Origin of the sequence: Planococcus plakortidis (assembly GCF_001687605.2) — a bacterium.
GTDB lineage: Bacteria > Bacillota > Bacilli > Bacillales_A > Planococcaceae > Planococcus > Planococcus plakortidis.
Window position 1 is genome coordinate 3,193,852 of the sequence record NZ_CP016539.2, and the last position, 14,161, is coordinate 3,208,012.

The 14,161-nt window shown below is 51.5% G+C and carries 13 protein-coding genes and 1 riboswitch; of the genes, 1 reads left to right on the forward strand and 12 read right to left on the reverse strand.

All coding sequences use genetic code 11. The annotated features are described in order from the left end of the window. Nucleotides 1–112: 112 nt before the first annotated feature. The 3 genes from BBI15_RS15885 to BBI15_RS15895 all read right to left on the reverse strand — a co-directional run bounded on the left by BBI15_RS15885 (nucleotide 113) and on the right by BBI15_RS15895 (nucleotide 3,877). Nucleotides 113–547, reverse strand: coding sequence for a GNAT family N-acetyltransferase (locus BBI15_RS15885; protein WP_068871071.1), 435 nt, complete (start codon nucleotides 545–547; stop codon nucleotides 113–115). Between the two features lie 208 nt (nucleotides 548–755). Further along, nucleotides 756–3,005 carry a catalase/peroxidase HPI gene (gene katG / locus BBI15_RS15890; protein WP_068871073.1) on the reverse strand — a complete coding sequence of 750 codons (2,250 nt, stop codon included), beginning with the start codon at nucleotides 3,003–3,005 and terminating at the stop codon, nucleotides 756–758. Between the two features lie 386 nt (nucleotides 3,006–3,391). Then, on the reverse strand, nucleotides 3,392–3,877 hold the full coding sequence (locus BBI15_RS15895; RefSeq protein WP_068871075.1) for a Yip1 family protein: 486 nt from the start codon (nucleotides 3,875–3,877) through the stop codon (nucleotides 3,392–3,394). A gap of 156 nt (nucleotides 3,878–4,033) precedes the next feature. Here BBI15_RS15895 and BBI15_RS15900 point away from each other — a divergent pair, with 156 nt between their 5' ends. Further along, nucleotides 4,034–4,606, forward strand: coding sequence for a YdeI/OmpD-associated family protein (locus BBI15_RS15900; RefSeq protein ID WP_068871077.1), 573 nt, complete (start codon nucleotides 4,034–4,036; stop codon nucleotides 4,604–4,606). Between the two features lie 176 nt (nucleotides 4,607–4,782). Here BBI15_RS15900 and BBI15_RS15905 read toward each other — a convergent pair whose 3' ends face one another. The 9 genes from BBI15_RS15905 to BBI15_RS15945 all read right to left on the reverse strand — a co-directional run bounded on the left by BBI15_RS15905 (nucleotide 4,783) and on the right by BBI15_RS15945 (nucleotide 14,155). Next, nucleotides 4,783–5,799 (reverse strand): ABC transporter ATP-binding protein, encoded by a 1,017-nt coding sequence (locus BBI15_RS15905; RefSeq protein WP_068871079.1) that lies wholly within the window; start codon nucleotides 5,797–5,799, stop codon nucleotides 4,783–4,785. Further along, a complete protein-coding gene (locus tag BBI15_RS15910; RefSeq protein ID WP_068871081.1) occupies nucleotides 5,796–6,803 on the reverse strand; it encodes an ABC transporter ATP-binding protein in 1,008 nt (335 codons plus the stop codon). The genes BBI15_RS15905 and BBI15_RS15910 overlap by 4 nt, the downstream gene beginning before the upstream one ends. Nucleotides 6,804–6,816: 13 nt before the next feature. Then, entirely contained in the window at nucleotides 6,817–7,647 is an 831-nt protein-coding gene (locus BBI15_RS15915) for an ABC transporter permease (RefSeq protein ID WP_068871083.1), read from the reverse strand. Between the two features lie 23 nt (nucleotides 7,648–7,670). Next, entirely contained in the window at nucleotides 7,671–8,615 is a 945-nt protein-coding gene (locus BBI15_RS15920) for an ABC transporter permease (protein WP_058382326.1), read from the reverse strand. Between the two features lie 93 nt (nucleotides 8,616–8,708). Beyond that, nucleotides 8,709–10,289: an ABC transporter substrate-binding protein gene (locus BBI15_RS15925; protein ID WP_068871085.1), complete on the reverse strand. Its 1,581-nt coding sequence runs from the start codon at nucleotides 10,287–10,289 to the stop codon at nucleotides 8,709–8,711. A gap of 280 nt (nucleotides 10,290–10,569) precedes the next feature. Further along, nucleotides 10,570–10,672: riboswitch (SAM riboswitch) on the reverse strand. Between the two features lie 100 nt (nucleotides 10,673–10,772). Next, complete coding sequence (locus BBI15_RS15930) at nucleotides 10,773–11,540, reverse strand: alpha/beta hydrolase (RefSeq protein ID WP_068871087.1); 768 nt, start codon at nucleotides 11,538–11,540, stop codon at nucleotides 10,773–10,775. Nucleotides 11,541–11,703: 163 nt separating this feature from the next. After that, on the reverse strand, nucleotides 11,704–12,657 hold the full coding sequence (mmuM, locus tag BBI15_RS15935; RefSeq protein ID WP_068871089.1) for a homocysteine S-methyltransferase: 954 nt from the start codon (nucleotides 12,655–12,657) through the stop codon (nucleotides 11,704–11,706). A gap of 41 nt (nucleotides 12,658–12,698) precedes the next feature. Then, a complete protein-coding gene (locus tag BBI15_RS15940; protein ID WP_068871090.1) occupies nucleotides 12,699–13,436 on the reverse strand; it encodes an amino acid ABC transporter ATP-binding protein in 738 nt (245 codons plus the stop codon). Then, nucleotides 13,436–14,155: an amino acid ABC transporter permease gene (locus BBI15_RS15945; RefSeq protein WP_058382321.1), complete on the reverse strand. Its 720-nt coding sequence runs from the start codon at nucleotides 14,153–14,155 to the stop codon at nucleotides 13,436–13,438. Before BBI15_RS15945 ends, BBI15_RS15940 begins: the two co-directional genes overlap by 1 nt. Between the last annotated feature and the right edge of the window lie 6 nt (nucleotides 14,156–14,161).

Here is a 14,161-nt window from a genome sequence, read left to right on the forward strand (position 1 = left end):
ACTTTATCGCAAGAAGATACACCCATTATCTCCTCAACTTACCAATAGGAACTATCTTTCTCCTTTTCACATCAAAAACGCCCGCTGCATCACTTGATGCAACGGGCGTTTTTCAATAAACCAGTTTATAGACGATTTCCCCGTCGATGATGCGACCGTCTGGCACAAAGCCAAGCTTTTCGTATAGTTTTCTGGCTCCTTCATTGTCCGGTTCAAAACTGAGGTAGATCACGTGACGGCTCCCATCTTGCTGGAGCTCGGCGATGAGCCGTTCCATCGCCGCCTTTCCATAGCCTTTTACCTGGTGATTGGCATCTATCATCAAGCGGTAAATCCAATACTCCTGGTCATCGGGGTCCAGGCAATGCATCGTGAATCCGACGAGTTCATCGTCATGGTAGACGGCTGAACATATACATTCGGGATAGGCTTTCGCCTGTGCCAAGGAAAAGACGTTCGTTGCCACAAAGGTCTTTTGGTGTTCTGCCACTGTCAAACCGATGACATCGAAAAAATTATGGCGGTCGACTTCTTTTAACTGGATCATTTTCCTTCCTCGCTCCTCATTCAATTTGCACTGCAGCAACTCGCGTTTCAACCGAATACGCACTCTTATAGTTCTCGACATGATGGCTCTTATTTTCCAGTTTATCATTAAACCCAACAAGAAATTACATTTTTCTGAAATCTATTCTGCCAGGCGAATAAAGACACAAAAAACCGGCCAGCAAGGTGCTGGCCGGTCGGTGTCTCATTTAGTTCTGCAGATCGTAGCGATCGGCGTTCATCACTTTGTTCCATGCTTTGATGAAGTCGCGGACGAACTTTTCTTTGTTGTCGTCTTGTGCGTAGACTTCAGAAATCGCACGCAGGATGGAGTTCGAGCCGAATACGAGGTCAATGCGCGTTGCAGTGCCGGCGGATTCGCCAGTTGCACGGTTTTTGCCTTCGTATTTATTGAACTCGACCGGTGCCCACTCGATGTCCATGTCCAATAGCTTCGTGAAGAAGTCGTTGGTCAAGACGCCGACGTTGTCAGTCAAGACGCCTGCTGTAGAACCTTCGTGGTTTGCGCCAAGCGCGCGCATGCCGCCGACAAGAACGGTCATTTCCGGAGCTGTCAGGCCAAGCAATTGTGCTTTATCCAACAACATTTCTTCCGGGCTTGTTGCGTATTCTTTCTTATGGTAGTTTCTGAAACCGTCGGATAGCGGCTCAAGCACTTTGAAGCTCTCAGCATCGGTTTGCTCTTCGAGCGCGTCTCCGCGGCCTTGTGTGAATGGAACGTCGATATCGAAACCGGCTGCTTTGACCGCTTGTTCGATCGCCACATTACCGCCGAGGACGATCAAGTCGGCGATGCTTACTTTATCGCCTGTGCTGGCTTTCAATTCTTCGTAGAAGCTGAGCACTTTTTCGAGTTCCGCCGGCTCGTTGGCATCCCAGCTGCACTGAGGTGCAAAGCGGATACGTGCACCGTTTGCGCCGCCACGCTTGTCGGAACCGCGGAAAGTGCTTGCGGAAGCCCAGGCTGCTTTGACGAGCTGCTGCGGGTTGATGCCGCTTTCCAGGATCTTCGCTTTCAGTTCATCCAATTCCTTGTCTGTCAATGTTCCAGGCGCAGCCGGTACAGGATCTTGCCAGATCAACTCTTCTTCCGGCACTTCCGGTCCCCAGTAGCGGACTTTCGGCCCCATGTCGCGGTGAAGAAGCTTATACCAAGCGCGCGCGAACGCATCTTGGAACTCATCCATGTTTTCATAGTAACGGCGTGAAATTTTTTCGTATTCCGGATCCATGCGAAGCGCCATATCGGCAGTCGTCATCATCGTCTTCACTTTGATGGACGGATCTTCCGCATCCGGTGCCATCTGGCCTTCAGACAGGTCTACCGCTGTCCATTGGTAAGCGCCGGCAGGGGATTTCGTCAATTCCCACTCGTATTCGAACAACTGCTCATAGTAGCCGTTGTCCCATTGTGTCGGATTGGCTGTCCATGCGCCTTCGATACCGCTTGAGATCGTGTCGCGGCCTTTTCCGGAGCCGTATGAACTCTTCCAGCCCAGTCCCATGTTTTCCATGACGGCCGCTTCCGGATCGTCGCCTACGTTTGATGGGTCTCCAGCACCGTGCGCTTTACCGAAGGTGTGGCCGCCAGCGATCAAAGCAACTGTTTCCTCATCGTTCATCCCCATGCGCGCGAACGTCTCGCGGATATCCACTGCACTTGCAAGCGGATCCGGTTTTCCGTTCGGCCCTTCAGGGTTTACGTAGATCAAGCCCATTTGTACGGCTGCGAGCGGGTTTTCCAGTTCGCGGTCGCCGGAATAGCGGTTGTCCGCAAGCCATTCTTTTTCGTTGCCCCAATAGACGTCTTCTTCAGGCGCCCAGATATCTTCGCGGCCTGCACCGAAACCGAAAGTCTTGAAGCCCATCGATTCAAGTGCCACGTTGCCCGTCAGAACGAGCAAGTCAGCCCATGAGATTTTGTTTCCGTATTTTTTCTTGATCGGCCAAAGCAAACGGCGCGCTTTGTCCAAGTTGACGTTATCCGGCCAGCTGTTAAGCGGCGCGAAACGCTGGTTGCCGGTAGAACCGCCCCCGCGGCCATCCGTTGTCCGGTAAGTACCTGCCGCGTGCCAAGACATGCGGATGAACAATCCGCCGTAATGGCCATAATCCGCCGGCCACCATTCCTGGCTGTTGGTCATCAAATCACGAAGATCTTGTTTCAATGCCTCGTAATCCAATTTTTCGAATTCCGCTTTATAGTCGAATTCAACCCCCAGAGGGTTCGATTTCGTGTCATGCTGGTGCAGAATATTCGAATTCAGCATATTCGGCCACCAGTCTTTATTTTGCGTTTTGCCTGGTTTATTTGAAGTCGTGATGGCGCTGTCCTGGTGTCCGCCCGTTTGGTCAGTCGGCTGTTGCCCGCCGGCGCCCGTGAATGGGCATTGTGCATCGGATGCAGCTGTGTGACGCTTTTGTTCGTTGTTATCCATCTTCTAAAAACCTCCCAATTGATAATAAAAAAAGGTAAACTTCTGCCCAACACTTGTGTTACAGGGTGTTGCTAATTTCATATAATGATTCTTACATTAGAATTATACTAAACTAGAACCGAACTGAACAGCAATTTGACTGAAATTAAGGGCAAATCTTTTCTGCCCTTTTTAATACAGAAAGAGTTATCCAAGTTCTTTCCTATATAAATACTTCCGGTCCCCAATTGCTAGAAAAGTTCATTGAAGAATGACGCGAACAGCACAAAAACGAGAATCAAAACGATGATGGTAATGAGGATGCCCGGCAGCACGACGATGAAAAATCCTTTCCAGGACGACACCTGGTGCGCTTCGCCTACCGCCTTGCAGACGATGATGAATGTTCAGATGGAGACGACCGCCATGACGATGGACATGATGGCAACAATCGGGCTCCCTTCCACGTCCGTGCGATCGGCCAGGAATGTGTCCGGTGATGCCAGTAGCCAGATGATCAACAGCGGCAATAGCCAGATCTGCGGAATTTGGGCTGTGGCCAGTGCCTTGAACATGTCCTGATAGGTCGCCGTTCCCTTAAACAATCGGCCGACAAGCACCAGGACCGCAGCGCCGAGAAAATAACCGAACGCACTGCCGATCGGCCCGGTCACCAATGCCTGCAGAATCGCTGCCCAAGGCGCCATTTCAGAGCTTCGTTCGTTCATCATCCCGATCAAGCCGGAAGCAAAGCCTGTGAGGACGATGAGCAGTATGATGAACTTGAATGATTTTTGTTCAATGACGAACCGGACAGTTTCACGCGTACGCAGCCATATATCCGTGAATGGATTCAGCCCGCGCTCATTTTTTATTCGCTCTTCCCTTACCATGATTTCTTCCTCCCCTCTTTTCGATGATTGCCGTGAATTAAAACTTTATCCCTATGTTTCTTCATATCTTTTGAATACCCTTTCTATTTTGTGAAAGGAGTAAAATTGAGGGAGAAATGATAACCGAACAGCCAATTGAGAAAGGAGCCATGCCAAGTGGAAATTGAATATTTGCTTCGCGCAAGCTCTAGGCAGGAATTGAGGGAATGGCTGGAGGAACATTCAGCTTCAGCGAAATTTTGCTGGGTGCTAATCGGGACCAAAGAACGGCCGGAAGGGATTTCTTATTTGGATGCCGTGGAAGAGGCCTTATGCTTTGGCTGGATTGACGGCATCACGAAAAAGACCGACAGCAAGGAATTGGCGCAGCGGTTTTCACCGCGCCGGAAAAAGAGCAATTGGACCGAATTGAACAAAGAGCGTGTTAGGAGGCTGGAGAAATTGGGCTTGATGACTGAACAAGGGCGCCGCGTGCTCCCTGATATGCGGCCCGAGTCTTTTTCGATCGACGAAGAAATCGAATCCGCTTTGAAGCAAGACCCGCAAGTCTACGAAAACTTCTTGAACTTCCCTGAACTATATCGCCGGATCCGGATCGACAATATCCAAGGCTATAAAAACTATGACCGCGCACTATTCGACAAGCGGCTGGAGAAATTCGTTGAGAACACACGCGCCAATAACATGTACGGGCAATGGCACGACAATGGGCGCTTATTGGATGAGTAAAAGCTTCTCGCATGTTTCCACCTTTGTTGGGTAGATGTTTCTACTTTTGTTAGGTAGATATTTCTACCTTTTTTAGGTAGAACTTTATGAGGGCTCAACCTTGGCAAAAAATGCTGGCATCTCCACCGAAAAAAGCATCCTTCTTAGCGCTTGTGCCGGGAAGGATGCTTTTTCTTCTATACATATAGCGGATCTTTCGCCGCATCGAGCGGCTGTGCTTCGACAAGCGGATAAAAACAGGCGACTTCCTGGCCCGAGAGCCCTCTCGGTTCGAGCGCCGGCACTTCCGTTTTGCAGCGTTCGGTAGCCATCGGGCATCTCGTATGGAACACGCAGCCGCTCGGCGGGTTGGCGGGTGACGGCAACTCGCCTTTCAAGACGATGCGCTCCCTTCCGCGCTCGAGCAGCGGGTCTGGGACCGGCACTGCCGACAGCAAGGATTGCGTATACGGATGCTGGACTTTCGTATGGAACGCGCCCCGTTCCGATTTCTCCATCACTTTTCCTAAATACATGACCGCCACCCGGTCAGCCAAATGATTGATGACGGACAAGTCATGCGCGATGAAAACATAGGTCAAGCCCAATTGCTTCTGCAGATCCTGAAGCAAATTGATGACTTGGGCCTGCACCGAAACATCCAGTGCACTGACGGGCTCATCACAAATCAGCAGCTCAGGCTCCAGGGCCAGGGCGCGCGCTATGCCGACACGTTGCCGCTGGCCGCCTGAAAACTCATGCGGCAGTTTATCGTAATGCGTGTCCGGGTTCAACCCGACCAGTTCGAGCAATTCCTTGACCCTCGATTCCAGCCGCTCGGTTTTTTTATAGGCTTTCAACGGCGCCGCGACACTGTCTCCGATCTTCATGCGCGGATTCAAACTGGTGTAGGGATCCTGGAAAATCATTTGGACATTGCGCCGCATGCCATGAAGTTCTTTGGCGCTGGCTTCGGCGTAATCTTTTCCGTGGAACAGGATTTCTCCCGAGGTCGGTTGTTGCAGGCCGACGATGCTTCTCGCGAGTGTGCTTTTCCCGCAGCCCGATTCGCCGACGATGCCGAGCGTCTCGCCTTTTCGGACTTGGAGGTCGATGCCGTTAAGCGCTTTGACGTAGCTTTTTTCGCGCTGCAACAAGCCTTTTTTGACGGGGAAATGGACATGCAGCCCTTTGATATCCAATAATGCGCTCATGTTGTCAGCACCTCTTCCAATTGGTTTTTCCGTTCTTCGAATTCATTGCTTGAGAGAATGCACGCTGCCGAATGAGTGTCTTCGCGACGCTCCAGCGGCGGATCAACTTGCCGGCATGCGTCCCGTGCGAACGGGCATCTCGGTTCGAACGCGCATCCTGCCGGCCGGTCGATCAAACTCGGCGGCTGCCCGTCGATCGGGATGAGTCGCTCTGGGCCGCCTTCCCGAATGACCGGGACCGAACGCAAGAGCGACCACGTATACGGCATCGACGTTCTATAGAAGATATCTTCAGCACTTCCCGATTCAACGATTTTCCCGGCATACATGACCAAGATGCGGTCAGCTAAATGAGCCACGACGCCGAGATCGTGGGTGATGACGAGAATGGCCGTGCCGTATTTTTCCTGTATGCCCTTCAGCAAATCCAAAACTTGCGCCTGTATCGTGACATCCAGCGCCGTCGTCGGCTCATCCGCAATCAATAGTTTCGGATTGGAAGCAAGCGCCATGGCGATCAAGACACGCTGGCGCATTCCACCCGAAAATTGATGCGGGTAGCTGTTCATGCGCGCTTTGGCATCGGCAATGCCGACGTCTTCCAATAACTCAATCGCTTTTTCGCGTGCTTGCTGTTTCGGCCGTTTTTGATGCGCTTGAATGGCTTCGATCAATTGCTTACCGATTTTGGATACGGGATTCAAACTCGACATCGGATCCTGAAAAATCATGGCGATGTCATTGCCCCGCAGTTTTCTCAGTTCCGTCTTGCCCATCTCCAATACCGGCTGGCCTTCAAAATAGATCGTGCCTTCCGGATATAGTGCAGGCGGTTCCGGGTTGAGCTTCATCAAGGAATGGGCGAGCACGCTTTTGCCGCTCCCCGACTCCCCAACGATGCCGATGGTCTCTCCTTTTTGGATGGAGAAGGACACGCCGTCGACCGCTTTCACGAGGCCGCCCGGTGTATCGAGATGGACATGAAGATTATCTACTTGCAGCATTCGAATACCCCTTTCAGGCAAGCTTCGTTTTGCGCTTGCGTTTCGCTTGATGTGGATTAAAACTGTCTCTTAGCCCATCGCCGAGCAAGTTCAAAGCCAGAACGGTGATGACAATCGCAAGGCCCGGGAAAATGGAATACCAAGGCGCGATGGTCACGTAAATCTGTGCTTCCTGCAGCATATTGCCCCAAGTCGGTGTGGACGGGTTGACCCCTACGCCAAGAAAGCTGAGAGCCGCTTCCGCTAAAATGGCTTTCGCGAAAATGAAGGTGCTTTGGACGATGACCGGGGACAAAATATTCGGCAATATGTATTTAAAAATAATTACCGCATGGCTCGATCCGGTCGTCTGTGCCGCTTCGATATAGGATTGGTTTTTCACTTGCAGCGTCGCCGAGCGGACGACTCTCGCCATGACCGGGAAAAATGCCAGTGTCAGAGCGATGATGATATTGGTGATGCTGCCGCCAAGTGCCGCGACCAGCGCAAGCGCAAGGATTAGCGCCGGAAATGCCAGAAAGCCGTCAATGATTCGCATCAGCACAAAATCCACTTTGTGGAAATAGCCGGAGATTAAGCCAATCACGGTGCCGATGACCGTCGATAGCACCGCAACGACGACGCCGACAGACAAAGAAACCCGAGCGGCGACGATGGTCCGCGAGAAAATGTCGCGCCCGAAATCGTCAGTGCCGAACCAATGCGCTGATGATGGGCCGGTCAAGCGCTGTTCCGGGGAAATCGCGGCTGGCGAAAACGGCAGCCAGGAACTGGCGGTGATCGCTGCAAGCGCGACAAGTACCAGCATGGCGAGTGCCAATAGATTCGTTTTCTTAGTAAGCATCGGTTTTGTCTCCTTCCAAATGTTCAATCATAGCGGATCCGCGGATCGAGGAATGTATAGAGCAAATCCACTAACAGATTGACGAACACATAAATGCCGGCAATGAACAGGACAATTCCCTGTACGACAGGGTAATCGCGGCGATGGATGGAATCGACCAAGAGCTGGCCGATGCCCGGAATCGTGAACAAAGTCTCGATGATGACCGTGCCCCCGAGCAAGCCGGCCACCGTAGCGCCGAGCACTGTGGTCGTTGGGATCAAGGCATTGACGAAGACATGGCGCATCAATACTTCGCGTTCCTTGACACCTTTCGCGCGCGCCGTTTTGATGTAATCCTGATTGACCGAATCGAGCATGCTGTCGCGCAGCATCCGGGCGATGATACCCACTTCGACGATCGCCAGCACAAACGACGGCAAGAGGATATGGTGAAGCCACGCATCCGCCCCTTCCGCAAACGGCACATAGCCAGCTACCGGAAAGATCGGCAGCGCGACGCCGAAGCCAAGCACCAATAGCGTCGCGAGCCAGAATTCCGGGACAGATACACCGAACAAGGAAACCGATGTGAAAATCGGATCCAAGACGGTCTTGCGCAGCGCGACGATGAGGATCGCCACCGGAATGGCAATGGCGAGCAAAATCACCGTCGATAGCGCCATCAGGCTGAAGGTCGGCCCGAAGTTCTCAGCGATCAGCGAGGTCACCGATTGCGAAGAGTAAACGGAAGTTCCGAGATCCCCCGTGATGACTTGTGAAAACCAATTGAAAAATTGGACGTACAGCGCTTGGTCCAAGCCCAGTTCACGCTCCAAATCAGCAATCGCTTCCGGTGAACTGTCCTCCCCTAAAATGAGGAACGCCGGGTTGCCGGGCGTCAGATGAACGATCATAAAGACGATGACACTGACGACCAGCATGACGGGAATCACCGATAACAACCGGCGAATCGTGTAGTTCAGCATTGCGTGTTCCCCCTTCTCCATAAAAGGAAGAAAATCGCCAGCATCGTTCCTGACGATTTTCTTCTCTTAATTATCCTGTTTGATGGCTCGTCGTTAATTGGTTTTATACGTATTCCAGAAGCGCGGGCCGTACCATTCGCTATAGTCGTGGATATCGGTTGTGCGCGCATTCAAGTTCGAGATGTTCGTCACTTTTTCAAACGGCAATTCTTCATAGAGCGTTTCGTTCAAGCCGGCGAGGATCTGCTGTCGCTCTTCCTCGGATTCCGCTTGTGCCCACTTGGCGATTTGCTCCTGCCATTTCTCACTGTTGTACCAGCCGCTGCTGTTCGAATCCTGGCTCAACATGCCTGCCTGGTTCGGCGAGAAGAACGGGGACCATCCAACGACCACTAGATCCCAATTGGAAGCCTCTCCCCATTTCTCAAGGTATGTTGCCCATTCATAGGATTCCAGCTCGACCGCAAAGCCGGCTGCTTCAAGCTGCTGTTCAGCGATCTCGGCAATTTTCTTATAGTCGTTGGAATCGCTTGAGAAGATGATTTTGATCGGTTCGCCGTCGTAGCTGCTTTCTGCCAATAAGCGTTTCGCTTCCTCCACATCATAGGACAGGAAGCCGTCTGTGTTTTCTTCCGAATATAGTGCGGTTTGGTTCGGCGTGAACAAAGCGCCGTCCAATTCGTAAAATTCCTCGTTTCCGTATGTCGCTTTGGCAATTGCTTCTTTATCGAGCGCCGCGTTCAATGCCTGGCGCACTTGCAGGTCATCGAAAGGCGCTTCCGATTTATCCGGCGTCAACACTGTATAGCCGTTAGTGGCGGTGCCTGCTTCGATATTCGGCGTGCTTTCAATCACTTCGTACAAATCGAGCGGCACTTCATCGCCGAAATCGTAAAGCCCGGTTTTCAAGCCATTAACCACCACTTGAGGGTCTTTGACGATCTTGAAATGGACCGAATCCACATACGCTTTTTTCTCTCCCGTCAAACCGCTTGTCTCATCGGTTCTGGATGCATAGTCGTCGTATTTGGAAAGTACGATTTCATCGCCGCGCTTCCACGAATCAAACTGGAAAGGCCCGGTGCCGATATACTGGTCATGGTCGAGCGGCTTTTCGCCGGCCGCTTCAGCGACCTCTTTCGGCAAGATGACGGCAGCCGATTTTGGGGCAGCCAAGTCGGAAAGTAAAGAGCTATAGGCTTTGTTCAATTGAATGGTTAACTGCAAACCGTCTGCTTCCACGGACTCAACGTGGTCGTTGGTGATCTTGCCGACAGATGACACTTTCAGCCAACGTTCGATGGACGCTTTGGCATCTTCTGCCGTTACTGGTTCCCCGTTATGGAAAGTTACGCCTTCACGCAAAGCAATCGTGTAGGTTTTTCCGTCTTCACTCACTTCATAATCTTCTGCGAGCAGCGGTGCCGCTTCAAAATCCTGGTTCAAGGCAAACAAGCCTTCATAAATATGCCAGCCGATTTTGCGAGCGGCACTTTCCCCTGTATACATCCAATCGAGCGTGTTCGGATCTGCGCCGATCGCCACATTCAATTCTCCGCCTTCTACAGGTTCTGAAGCTGCGCCTGAATCTGATGGGCTTGCTTCACTGCCGGAACAACCGGCCAATCCGATAAGTGCAATTAACGTGATAACTAAAAAGATGATATTCTTCACGATGTTCCTCCTTATGATTTAAAAAATAATGATGCTTCGAGTATGTATGCAACTGCTTAAAAGCCTATCCAAGTTCCCAGATTTTCAATGAAGCGTCGAAGTGTTGATGCGCCAATCTGCCGCTCAAGCTCCGACGGGATTTCGAAAACCATTTGTCCACTGAAGGCACCTCCTTCGCTAAAAATAATTTATCTTACCTGTTTACTTGGTTTTAACGTAATAAAAAAACCCCTTCTTCTTTTCGACAAGAAGAGGAGTGGTTTCATACGTTCGATCGCCTCTCTTATCTCTGTACTCGCGGTACAAGGAATTAGCACAGTGCCGCATTGCGGTCTGCTGCTTTGACGTCTCAGGGCCAGTCCCTCAGTCAATCTCGATAAGATGATTAAATTGTAAAGTTCATGTTACGGCCCTTGATCCAGCTTGTCAACATTATTTTGAAGAAATTGAATTTATTTACATGACGTTGAAATTCGATTTGGTTTACGCTTGCCGTCCTGTCGGCAAAACACTCGACTGTTCGATCCATTCAATAGATTTGGCGACGATAAAATCCAATTCATGGTCCATGGAAGCGATGTGATAGGAATTATGGAGTTCGTGCTTGAACGCGTGTTCTGAACCGACCTTGCCGAGAATATAATCGGTGTTGGCTGGCGGTACGACATGATCTTCAAGCGACTGGAAACACACAACCGGGCAGTGGACTTCGCCGAGCTTTGCGCGGACAGCATCCATATAGCCGAGCAATTGCTGATACGCTTTGACCGGCGCTTGCCCGTAAGTGATTTCCACCGCATCCGCTTTTTTGATATCGGGCGCATCTTCTGTGACGTAAGCATGGGCCGGGCGGCTGCGGTAAGTTTCAAATTGCGGGATGTCGATCGCCGGATTGATCAACGCGATGCCCTGGATTTCAGAATGGCGGCTGGCCAGATCCAAGCTCAAGGTGCCGCCCATCGATTGCCCAATGACAAAGACCGATGTGCATGTTTGCTTGAGTTCTAAATAGGCCTGCTCGACACTCTGGAACCAGTCCTCATTAGAGAATGGTTGCAGGTCCTTGAAATGGGTGCCATGGCCCGGCAGCCGCGGACAGGAAACCGTATAGCCTTGCTTGCCGAGCGCTTCGCCTAATTCCCTGACGCTTTGCGGCGTGCCGAGAAACCCGTGGCACAATAGGATGCCGGTGCTGCCGCCTTTCAGAAAGAAGGCTTCTGCCCCTTGGATGACAGGATATTGTTCGTTCATGCAATCCCTCCTTCAGCTGTTTAAAATCAGGAGGCCCACTAGCTGCCCCTAATGTGAAGTAGTGCGAAAAAAGCTTATTCACATTAGACTATATTTAAAACCTACTTGTCAACTAGGTTTTATAAAATGAACGATCAACCACACCAGGCGCTCCCTTAATGCTTTAAACTTCCGAAGGCTTCCCTTGGCGCGCCCATGACGCAATCGCTGCAATATCAGCGGGCGTCGTGCTGCAACAGCCGCCAATGATGTCAGCTCCTGCTTCATGCCAGGCTTTCGAATTGGCTGAAAACGCACCAGCCGACGGTTCTTCGCTCCAGGTTTTGCTTACCGGGTCGTAAGTGGCGCCGGAATTCGGATAGACGATGACCGGTTTGGAAGATGCGCTTTTCACTTCCTGGATCAAGGATCCGATAAATTGCGGCGCTGTGCAATTAATGCCGATCGCCGCCACTTGCGGCTGGACATCGAGCCAGTTCGCACAATCTGCAATCCGCTCCCCGTCGCTAATATGGAACTCATCTTTCGCGCTGAACGTGAACCAGGCAGACACTTGCGGAAATTCTTCCAGCACGCTTACGATCGCTTTCGCTTCCACGAGGCATGGCAAAGTTTCACATGCTAACACATCCGCCCCTGCTTCGACCAGCACACGGATGCGCTCTCTGTGGAATGCAGCCAATTGCTCTTCGCCAATCGCATAGCCGCCGCGGTATTCAGACCCGTCCGATAAAAACGCACCGTACGGGCCGACAGAGGCCGCCACTAAAGGCTTCGGCCTATCCGAACGATCCGCTGCAGCGTCCCAAAACTCATCGCGTGCTTGCGTTGCCAGCTGGACAGATTTCGTGATCAACGCGATCGCTTGTGATTCTGTCAGCCCTCTTTCCCGGTAGCCTTCAATGGTCGCCTGGTAACTGGCCGTAATGGCACAGTCCGCTCCCGCTTCGAAATAATCCACATGCACTTTCTTGATCAACTCCGGATTTTCAATCAATATTTTCGCGGACCATAAGGAATCATTCAAATTGCATCCGTAGTTCTCAAGCTCTGTCGCCATCGCCCCGTCCACAATCAGGACCGGGAACTCGTTCAATATCTGTTCAATCGGGTTCATTCCAAATCATCCTTCCGCTCTCAGTCGTTACACTTTATTTTTCAGCCTTGGACGGCTTTCCCTAAAAATTGCCTCGTTCTTTCGACGGCGGGCTTGGTGAAAATTTGCTCAGCCGTGCCTTGCTCGATAATGACGCCGTCTTCCATAAAGATGACGCGGTCTGAAATTTCCCGCGCGAAACTCAATTCATGGGTTACGATGAACATTGTTTTGCCGGTGTCCGCGACGCGGCGGATGGTGGCCAATACTTCATCGACCAGTTCCGGGTCCAGAGAAGACGTCGGTTCGTCGAATAATAGCACTTCCGGGTCCAAAGCGAGCGCACGGGCGATGCCGACGCGCTGCTGCTGGCCGCCGGACAATTGCGCAGGGTAATGGCTCAGTTTATTCGATAAGCCGACCTGCTCGAGCATCTCGATGCCTTTTTTGTCAGCGGCGTCTTTTTTCATCCGCTTGACGCTCGTCAACCCGACGGAGACATTTTGCAGCACCGTCAGATTCTTGAACAAATTATATTGCTGAAACACCATACCTGTGGCGGTCCGGAGCGCGAAGATTTCTTTTTTCTTAGCGGCCGCCGCATCCACCCGCTTGCCGCCGATTTCCACGATGCCGCTCGTTGGCTCTTCTAAAAAATTGATGCAGCGCAACAGCGTCGATTTCCCGGAACCGCTTGGCCCGAGAACCGCCACCACTTCACCTTTCTCGACGCTTAAATCAATCCCTTTCAAAACATGCTGGCGGTCGTAATATTTATGCAAGTTCTCCAATTTGATCATCAGGCAATCCCTCTTTCATATCTGCGTGCACGTTTCTCGATCTTCACCAATAAGCGCTCGACGGCAATGCATAAGATCCAATAGACGATCGAGACGGCGATATACACTTCAAAGAACGCCAAGCCGCGGGAGCCGAGGATTTTTGCCTGCCCCATGATATCGATGACGCCGATGATAAACACGAGCGAAGTGTCTTTGATCGTGCTGATGAACATATTGCCGAGATTCGGGATCGCTACTGTCAAGGCCTGCGGGAAGACGATCTTCAGCATCATCTGCACAGGCGTCATGCCGATCGCTTTGGCGGCTTCGAACTGCCCGCGGTCGACCGATTCGATCGCCGAACGGATCGTCTCGGATAAATACGCGCCCAAATTGATGGAAAAGGCCATCAAGGCATAGAATTCCGGAGCGATGCTATTGACGTCTGCCGACTGAAGCCATCCGTATTCACTCTGGAGAAAATAAATGATTTTCGGAATCCCGTAAAACACCAGGTAAATCTGCACCAATAACGGCGTGCCCCGGATAAAGGAAATATAGATCGACGTGATGACACTGAGCACAGGCACTTTGTAGATTTTGATTAATGCCGCAGCCACACCGATGACCAGACTCAATAGCAGCGAGCCGACTGCTATGCCGATCGTGACCGGCAGCCTGGAAATAATGGCAGGAAAGCTCTCGATCAAGAAATTCAAGTCCAGTAAATTTTCCATTGTCTC